The following is an 8277-nucleotide window of genomic DNA, read 5'->3' as shown; positions in this document are numbered from 1 at the left end:
GCTTGTTCAAGTATATCCATTCAGTGGCACAGCCTTTTCCCAAACCAAAGAGGAGCTTAAAAAAAATATGAAAACAGCATACCAATTCCTATTATGTATTGGACTCAGCCGTCAATGATTTCCATTCTATTTCCATTGATATTATTGTACAAGATGACATCCCAGACCACTATTCATTTTACATTTCACCCTTTAATATATCCCTAAACAATATGCCTTTATATTGTGGTATTCAATCTGCCGGTGGCGGTATCAGTGTTAAGACTGGTAAAGAAGAAGATATCAAATTTAATGGCATCTTTTCGCGTTGGTTTGAACGAACAAAAAAGGCTTTAAAAACTACAGGATATTATGCCAGTTCAGATGCGGAGGGTGATTTTATCAGTGTCCGCAATACCGTAGGCTGGCACAAAGGTTCTTATCGCATCACACTAAAAAAAGAAGGCTATATCGCAGACAAAGCCGTTCCAGACACTATTAACCCCAAAGAAACCTATTTCAGCTGGGGCGATTATGAACATTCCTGGGTCACGATGTATGTCGAAGATTTAAGCACTAAAAGAGTGGTCAATGTAGGGTCCCTAGCCTTCCCGGGTAAAAAGATCCAGATGAAAAAACACATCACATCGTTCTTGGAGCAATACAAGTATTTTATTGATTTCGCCCAAAGACAGCGGGACCTCGAAGGGTTGAATGTCATCCGATACGATAAATTGCCTAAAGTAACCGTTGTTCAAAAAAATCTACGCATCAATGGTAAATTGGTCAAGCTTGAAAAAGTGCCGACTTACCATAACCGTACACATAATCCCGAACAAAGTAAAGTAGCCGGTGAAATCCCTATCCTATCCAAGGATAGTTATAATGCTGCAACTGGTGAACTTACACTTGAAACGGGCGTGTTTGTAAAATGGCCGGAGAAAAAAGACGTTAAGTAAAAAGAACCTTTTTAATTAAGTCCAAAACTGACAATAAACGAGTTTTCTTCTTTTGCGATCCTATCTGACTTATTCTTAAAAGGCTCTCCAATGGAAGCGCCATTCTTCGCAACAGCGCAAAAAAAAATTGCTCCATATTGAATAACGTATAGCATGGCTTATCCCATTGCATAAACGACGACAAACCTGATCGGAAAAGACACATGTGGTGAACTCTTGTCAATCAGATAAAGTCGCACACAAAATAACATGTAAGTCAAGTCCAAAAAAGAGTCTTCTCATCATTGTGATGAGAAGACTCTTTAAAAAATTGAAGTCTTGATCCGAAACGTTTGCCGAGCGGCTTACTTAATGTCGAACCAAGTTTGACTTTTTGCCGGTATATTGACCTCAAAGATCGCTTCCGAGGCTGCATTTAATGGTATTATGCTGCTGTTCTGATCTTGCTCAACCACTTGTGCATTTCCTGTCAGTCCGGTATAGTATAAGTTGACCTTAATTTTTCGTTTTATCGCTTCGTCCAATGGATTATAGATCATTAGTAATCCTTTTTCTTTCCCCGCCGGATTCACGTGCAAAATAGCATCATAATCCATCCCGTCAGGACGTCTTACATGGATAATATCACTGTCCAAAACTTCGCGGTGTTTCTTGTAAAAATTCACCCATTTGGCCACTACATTTTTTGTTTCTGGGGAGTCATAAAGCTGTGGCCCACGATAACAGGCCTGTACACCTGCGCCAAATAGATTGGCCAAGCGTTGCTCGTAATGCGGTAGGTGATCCTTCAAAGGCTCGATCGTTGCCTCTTTGCCTCCACCTTGATATTCTACCAAAGGAACAAACATCCAGCCCATAGACGGCGCCTTTGCCCAGGTACCATCAAAGATATTCTGTCTTTCCACAATCTCCTGTTGTGCCCTCGGAAGCGACCAGTTCGCCTCACGGTAGCCCATCCCGACTTTGTTTCCGCCATTCAAGAAATACATATCCGGAATATTCAGGTAGATTCCCTTTTCACGGCACCATTTGTAAAAATCAGTGATCCGTTTAAACTGATTCCATTGTGAGTCTTTTTCATTATGATGCCCGGGGTGATCGGTGGAATAGCACCAATCTCCAGGATAAGATCCATCGTGCTCAAATACGCCCAATCCCGAACTTTCATACAGGTTATACAGCTTTTTGAAGTAAGCCTGGCCCCATTCACTCTCAATACAGGGTGAACTTCCAAAGCGAGGATGCATGCCTTCAGGTAGCACAACGTCATTTTTAGCATCAATATGCCGACTAGCCAGGAGCGAATAGCCTCCAAGTTCAATTCCTTTGCTATGCGCATAGTCAGCAAGCTCCTTCATACGCTTGAGATTTTCGGGAGAATCATCTTCGGCATTGAATCCAGACCAAAAGGTCATAATCACCATTTCAAAACCAACTTCCGATGCTTGATCAATTGCCTTTTTTACCGACTCGTTGTCCGAACTCCGTACATGCATCAATATTGGATTTTCAGTTGTCCATGGCGCCATGGAGCGCAGCATTTTTCGATATCCAAGGCTCTTACGTTCGCGTTCCCAGCTATCGTTCAACAGCTCCCAAACCCGATAGCTTGCAAATTCTCCACCGGCAGCAACCTGTTGTTCAGGTCCCATTTTAGGTGCAACTTCCAACAGACAGGGTGTCTCCCGGTCGTAGTGGACCTGTGTCGTATATAGCGGGTCTTTTTTCCACTCCAGACTCGAGGAATAAACGATTTCATCGCTCATACCGCCAAATGTATAATCTGTTTCCACCGTGATATTAGGGTATAACCAACGGCTTCTATGATCTACCGAACTTTCGGGCTCAAATACAGCCAATTGCTCACTCTTAAAGCTATTAACCACAATTTCCCGGTCCGACTGATTCTGCACGGTAATCCACTTACTAAAGATCGGCATGTCATCATAAAGATCATAATGAACCTGTACCGTAATGTTTTTCATATAAGCAAGTTTACTGGATAGATCGCCTGCAAATTGGGATGGAAAATCACCGTATGCCCAAAAACCTTCTATTTTGGAGCGCCCTTCCTTTGTCGAAGCCTTACCATCCTTATTCCCGCCGTTTGGATCCATTTTTCCGACACGAACCAGTTGTATCTTGTCACCCGACTTTAGTGGAAGATGACCAACAGTACGCCATTGCTGTCCGTCCAAAGAGGCTTGTGCCAATAATTCTTTATCGGCTATTTCATATCTAAACCATAGCTGATCTACTTTACCAACTTCGAAAGTTCCGTTATCGCGTTTGCCATCAAAAAAAACAACCTTGCCTTCGCTTGCTCTCCAATAAAGTCTGGGATTACTATTCGTTAGGCTTAGTCCAAAACCCAATCCCCAATCGTTGGATTGATCAGTACCTTTATTCATCTTGGCTACGAGTACCTTTACCTCTTGAGGAACTGTTCTTTCAGCGAACACAGCAGCATTTTCAAGTGCCATAATTTCGCCCACTTTTCCTTCATTGACAAAGGAATTACGCTCATGTGATTTTGAAACCATCAACTTCCATCCGGAATCTAGATGCTGAAATTTATCTTCCAACAGCAATGCCCTGTTTTGGTCACTTTTATTCTTTGCGGCAAGCGCATCGATCGCCTGCTGATCCAATGTATAGGTAAATGTCAGCTCTTTGCCCGGGACAGGCCAAGGCATATCTTTAGGCATCCAGTTTGGTCTCTTTTTCCAACCAAAACGGGGTTTTGTATCTTCAATTTTATAGTCATGGAATTTAAAAGCCATGGGGTTTGCCTTTAAACTCGGGATCCATTCTTTCAGTAAATAATTATGTACTTTCTGTCCTTCCAATCCGCCGACATCAAAGGTAAACCCATCGATTGTTACGCTGGCTTCAGGTCGAATCGACCGTAGAAATGCTGTATTTCCAGTCAATTCATCCAAACCAATACTGGCTACATTTGGAAAAGTCGTAAATGTACGGCTGACCAAACCATTGGAAAAGACCAAATGACCTTCTTTCGTCTTGAAAAGTCCTGCTTTCGCCTGGGGAGTTCCTATTAGCCAGTCTCCAGACAGGCTGTTGCTTTCTTTGCTAAATAGCGGCAGCTGCTGACTATAGCTCTGCTTTGCCTGGCCCAACACGCCCAATAGACACAGGATATAGAGTTGTTTTTTTAAGTAATTCATCTTTTTTTTTGCCAAAACATTTACTGATGCGACTTTCAGATACTTGCTTGAGACTTTGATTTTATTTGCTTTCAACAATTTTACTGAGCCCCCCATTCTTTATTCGGTTCTTTACCCATAAATAGCACCAAGGTTCCGCCTCGCATAATTTCATTGTGATCTATAAAACAGTTATTATAAGAGACGCCATTAAGTTCAGCCTTTTGGATGTAGCGATTTTCAGGCGAGTTATTTTCTGTTTTGATTACAAACTGTGTCCGAGGATAATATTTGGGATCAAGTTTAAAGGTGATCGTATCAAACACAGGACTTGTAATCTCATAGCGTGTGTCACCCGGACAAATAGGGTGTAATCCAGATGCCGCCAATACATACCATGCTGACATTTGCCCCACATCTTCATTACCTATCAGACCATAAACTGAATTATGATAGGCACGTGAACAAATTTCACGCGTCCATTTTTGCGTGAGCCATGGCGCTCCTAAACGATTAAACAAAAAGGGTGCATGGTGTACCGGTTCATTGGCATGGTTATAATAATTATTCCACATCATATCTTGCGGAGCGAGTTCAAAAAAACTATTGAGATCCGCGATGGTTTTTTGCTTACCACCCAAAAGGCCTGCAAGTCCATCCACATCATGAGGGACAAACCATCCCTGCTGATAAGGGTTGCTCTCAACACAGCCATAATTTTGGGTTAAGCGGCCCGTTTCTGGCCATTTACTCCATGTACCATCCTGTTCTTTCGGTCGAAACCAGCCGACTGTGGGATCAAAGAGATTTCTATAACTTTGCGCACGATGAGCATATAAATCCACATCAGCCGTTTTATTTAATCGTTTTGCTAATTGAGACAGGCACCATTCTGTATAAGCGTATTCCAATGTCGTTGAAATTTCTCCTGTAGTTCCCTTTTCTCCATTTCCAAATTTTTCAACAGTCTGTCGCGCATATTTATAAGCTTTTTCTACATCAAAGTTGGATATCCCTTTCATATAGGCGTCCGTAATAACTGATACGGCAGGGTTTCCGATCATACAGCCACTATACGCATTCAAAAATTCCCAACGTTCTAAATAATCCTGTTTACTTTCTTCGGCCAATGTCACCAAAGAATTGATCATATCATTTACGATAGTCGGATTAATAATCGTTTGCAAAGGAAACTGACTTCGAAAAACATCCCAGCCGCTAAATACTGTTCGCTTGGTAAAATCTTTCGTTTGGTGAATATGTCCGTCACCGCCAACGTATTTTCCATCTACATCCGAGAAATCTCGCGGATCGATCATCGAATGATACAAAGCTGTGTAAAAAACAGTTTTCTCGTCTTCTGTCCCACCGTGAACCTCGATTTTCCCTAATGCATCATCCCATCGTTTCTGCGTTTGCTTCAATACATTGTTAAAGTTCCAATCTTTGATTTCTGTTTCAAGGTTATTTTTGGCTCCCTCCATACTGACAAATGAAATTCCAGCTTTCATTAAGACCTGCTCATTTACTTGTGTAGGGAATTCGGTATAAAACCCCAAATGTTTACCTTCCATAATGCCGATATTTTTTGTGACGACAGATTTGGAAACCATCTCTTGATAACTGGCACTTGTGACATCTTCCAATTTCCGTTTTTGCCCCTCTGGAAGGGTACAACTCCATACTCCTTTATCGGTAAAAGGCTTACTAAATTGGGCATAAAAATAGACCGTATAATTTGCCTTCCCATCACCATTTCCCCAACCTCCACCTTCGGGCGCGCACTTCATCCATCCTTGGATGGTATGGTTGTCCACCACTTTCACATATTGTTCCGTAGATGTACCACCTACTCGCCGCGCTAAGTCGATCTGAATCCGCGACTTTTTATGTTTGGGAAAAGTAAACCGAAGCATACCGCTATGCGGTGTAGCGGTCATTTCAGCTTTTATATGATAATCTGAAAGCACCACGCCATAGTAACCGGCACCTGCTTTCTCATCTTTTTTGGAAAAACGAGAGCGGTAGCCTTTTTCCGGATGTTCGGCACTGCCTGCCGAAGTTTTCAGCTCTCCTGTGGTCGGCATGACTAAAAAATTACCTAGATCACCGTACCAGCCTATACCACTCATTTGTGTAAAGGCAAATCCTTCGATGGAGGTATGCTCGTAGTTATATCCAGAACCATTATCTCCACCGGTAATCGTGTTGGGGCTAATCTGTGTTAAGCCAAATGGAGTTGCTGCTCCTGGAAAAGTTTTACCGAATCCGTGTCCTCCCGTTTCGGCTTTTTCACCACTGGTAACCGCACCGATAAACGGATTGACATATTTAGATTGCGAGTAGCAGTTAAAATAGATAAAAAATAGAACAACACTAAATTGAATACGGGATATCATAAAAAATGGTTTAGATTACTTTGTCAAGTCTACGGAATCCGATAAGATACAGACAATTGGTTATGTTCGACCAAAAGTTTGCCAAAGACTATAAAACTGGAACAATATAATCAATATCACAATAATCTCATTCTTTTTGTCTTCCCAAATCAAATTTCCTTAAAATCTCAAATACCCGTTCTTTACGCAATAACCACATGCCTAACTTTTCTTCGGCAACACCATCCAAAAGTCGGTACGTAAAGACAATCCCCTCCTGTTCATCCAACTGAACCTCTAAATATTTCATCGCAATACCATCTTTATACAGTATGGGGCAAATTTCTGTAATATGTGAGGACAATAAGAATACACTGTTCTTATATCCTTTCAAACAGTTAACTAATTCCTGGGTTGCTTCACTAGCATCACTATGGTTTGTCCCCTTGAATAGCTCATCCATGAGAATAAACATTTGCTTACCGGATGCCAGTAACTCCGCCAAATGTTTAACCCGTAATACTTCGTTAAAAAAGTGACTTGCACCTGCATTTATATTATCACCTAAATTTATGGTCGCCGATATTCCATCAAAAAGCACTGTTTTCATCGCATCTGCTGGAACCGGAAAACCAAGATGTGCCAGATAAACACAGCTTCCAATTGTCTTCAACAAGGTAGATTTTCCTGTCATATTTGCTCCAGTCAAATACCAAAGGTTATTTTCTTTATTGATTTCGACATCATTTTTAATGGCATCTTCGATAAATAAATTATAAGCTCCACGTATGGTGATCATATCCTCTCCCCCTGTCTTTTCCTCAATCTGAGGAAATACAAGATTCTTTCCTTTGATACTTTTTGCTACACTGAACAAGGCATCCAAATGATACAAAACATCGAAAATCTCACGTATTGCATTTCGTTTTATATTTCTAAAAAGATAATCGTATTTGATCATCAGCTCTTTAGAAAATTTGTTATTCAGCAACTGTATAAATTCATCCCGATCGATATCTTCCAAAACATAATCTATGTGTTTACTATACTCTTTGAGAATAGCTAAAGTATGACCTTCTGATTTTACATATTCTAATAAAATAGCAAGACCATCCGTAATCTTTGCTATTTCGTGAATAGATCGCTTTACAAGTATCTCGCGTTTTTTAAAATCCAAAGAAAAAAAATTCGTTGACACCATTTCCAAGTAATAAGTAGTCCGAGAAGGTGAATAGGGTTCCTGTGGCAGAGACAAATATTGCTCAAGATCCTGCATCATATACTTATCCAATAGATCCGAAATCTCAACTTTTTGCATAAAAAGAATTAAATGCTGTCTGCTTTCTATTTCCAATTTAGAGGAAAGAGGTTTAAGAAAATAACTATACAACATATCCCGCCCACCTACCGTAACTGTACAATCGAAAAAATCAATCATATCCTTATACCTGTTGTTGGTAACATTTAAATCTGCTAAAGTCTGTTTGTCAACAATAGACATAATTTATTTCCTGTGGCTCTTTCCCTAAACTTACTCAAAGTCATTATAATTAGCAACACTGTAGCAGAATCGTTATACAGCGAAATAAATTTCCATAATCATGAGATTACTAGCGATTATTCTAGAATATTAAAACTGAAATATTTAACCAATGAGCCAATCAGGCAAGATATAGGTTCTTAAGCATTTAAATTTAGTTAAACATATCCAAGGAACAACGGAAGGGTAAAAAACAAAAAAAACACCCGAAAGCATGGGGTACTCCGGGTGTTTTAGCCATATTATTAACCTAT

At 40.4% G+C, this 8277-nt stretch carries 4 protein-coding genes; 1 reads left to right on the top strand and 3 read right to left on the bottom strand.

Features of this window, described 5'->3' with window-relative positions:
• Positions 1 to 212: 212 nt before the first annotated feature.
• A complete protein-coding gene (locus tag B2X72_RS08305; protein ID WP_244294451.1) occupies positions 213 to 938 on the top strand; it encodes a hypothetical protein in 726 nt (241 codons plus the stop codon).
• Positions 939 to 1282: 344 nt separating this feature from the next.
• Here B2X72_RS08305 and B2X72_RS08300 read toward each other — a convergent pair whose 3' ends face one another.
• The 3 genes from B2X72_RS08300 to B2X72_RS08290 all read right to left on the bottom strand — a co-directional run bounded on the left by B2X72_RS08300 (position 1283) and on the right by B2X72_RS08290 (position 7984).
• Complete coding sequence (locus B2X72_RS08300) at positions 1283 to 4126, bottom strand: hypothetical protein (RefSeq protein WP_286849057.1); 2844 nt, start codon at positions 4124 to 4126, stop codon at positions 1283 to 1285.
• A gap of 80 nt (positions 4127 to 4206) precedes the next feature.
• A complete protein-coding gene (locus B2X72_RS08295; protein WP_145327883.1) occupies positions 4207 to 6504 on the bottom strand; it encodes a GH92 family glycosyl hydrolase in 2298 nt (765 codons plus the stop codon).
• Between the two features lie 127 nt (positions 6505 to 6631).
• Positions 6632 to 7984, bottom strand: a complete 1353-nt coding sequence (locus B2X72_RS08290; protein ID WP_145327884.1) for a MutS-related protein — start codon at positions 7982 to 7984, stop codon at positions 6632 to 6634.
• Positions 7985 to 8277 lie beyond the last annotated feature (293 nt).

Origin of the sequence: Sphingobacterium sp. UBA7253 (assembly GCF_002472745.1) — a bacterium.
Taxonomy (GTDB): domain Bacteria; phylum Bacteroidota; class Bacteroidia; order Sphingobacteriales; family Sphingobacteriaceae; genus Sphingobacterium; species Sphingobacterium siyangense.
Note: the sequence above shows the minus strand (reverse complement) of the source record. Positions and strands in the feature narration are given on the sequence as shown.